Source organism: Rothia sp. (in: high G+C Gram-positive bacteria) (assembly GCF_030540545.1).
Classification (GTDB): Bacteria; Actinomycetota; Actinomycetes; order Actinomycetales; family Micrococcaceae; genus Rothia.
Genome location: NZ_JAUNVZ010000050.1, coordinates 1 through 1330, shown reverse-complemented (window position 1 = coordinate 1330; position 1330 = coordinate 1). Strand labels below are relative to the sequence as shown.

Sequence of the window (1330 nt, the reverse complement as noted above, 5' to 3'; positions counted from 1 at the left end):
TTGGCGCTTACCGGGTAGAAAAAGAAGGCCCATTTTTGGCTTATCCCACACAGCAACCTATTCGCTTTTTCGTGTTGTTCCGCGTCATAGCAATATAAAGATTTGATAAATCATCCGAAAGTATGACAGTTTTCAAAAAACCTTAGAGTATGCTGGAAATTCGACTAACTGAGGAAGCACGCAATGAGCAATAGCGCAACACAGGTAAGAACAGCCCAGATCGGTGGTGGCCGTATCAGCGACGGCCCGGCGAACCTGCGAGCCTCGTTCAGCGCTTCCAAGGTTTCGGCGGGTCACCGTACCACCTCCCCCAAGATACTGTCAGTCCTGTACACGGCGCGCGTGATTGGGTTGGCATTACCGTACGTATTTACGTTTGCAGCGGTGCTGGGTGGAGACCTTTATTCGCAGTGGGCACACGTGATGTTCCACCCGATTGGGCAGTTCATGCTGGCGTATGCACTGGCGCATGTGACCGCCAATATTTGTTTCAACTTCCGCCGCGGCGGCGCCCTGGTTCGCACCGTAAATGGTGTGGGCGCGGTGCTGTGTGTGGCGGTCTCTCCCCTGTGGGTGAACTTGATAATGTCAGGGGCTAATTCGCCAGATGCGTTGTGGGCGCTGATTGGTGTTCCCCTGGAATTCGCGGCGTGCATTGGATACTACGTGTACACCGCACGGAGGATTGGGTAGAGTCCTCCATAATCCCATAGAGAAAAGTTGAGCACCCGGTGTTTGTTGGTTCCGCCGGGTGCTCAACCACGTTTACGGGTACATGCTTAGTTTTCACATTCTGCACTAAGAAATCCCTGGTATTGCTGATCGGCTGCGGTAGGGTGAAGGGGCACGCCTCCAACCACCAGGCAAGGAGTCACCCGCCATGACCGCCAGCAACAAGAGCACATTGAACACTTCACGGCAGGAGCGATTTCTGAAAGCCGTTGAGCTGCTTGACTCCGCACACTCGTACACACGGCTGGGCGCGGTGCATGCCCTCGTGACCTTAGTAGATGAATACCTTGCCGATAAATCCTTGTCGGCGGAAGAAAAGCACGCGGAGGGTCAGCGCATCGTTGATGTTCTCTGTGCCTATATCCGCGCCCTTTTTGAGCTGGCTGCTCGCTACTATGAGCTGATCAAAGAGGAACCGACCGGATTTTACGCTGACTCGCCCGAGAAGTTCAGCGCCGACCGTGCGGCTTTCCGGGAGGAGGCGCATATTCGGCAGATACTTATCGAGGCGATCAGCAACCGTATGCGGTGGTCCCTAGCTGATGGTGTAGCGGAGTTGCCTCATGGATACCCGGAGCGTGAGTACGTTGTTCCGGGG

General features: G+C 54.7%; 1 protein-coding gene and 1 pseudogene. Both read left to right on the top strand.

What is annotated here, in order from left to right; all coding sequences use genetic code 11:
- Positions 1-183 precede the first annotated feature (183 nt).
- Positions 184-693 carry a hypothetical protein gene (locus tag Q4P78_RS08845; RefSeq protein WP_006888276.1) on the top strand — a complete coding sequence of 170 codons (510 nt, stop codon included), beginning with the start codon at positions 184-186 and terminating at the stop codon, positions 691-693.
- A gap of 187 nt (positions 694-880) precedes the next feature.
- Positions 881-1330: pseudogene (locus tag Q4P78_RS08840) on the top strand (hypothetical protein); the annotation flags it as partial.

What these genes read in the sequence shown, in the direction of transcription:
- Q4P78_RS08845 (WP_006888276.1), top strand. Translation starts at nt 184, where the DNA reads ATGAGCAATAGCGCAACACAGGTAAGAACAGCCCAGATCGGTGGTGGC.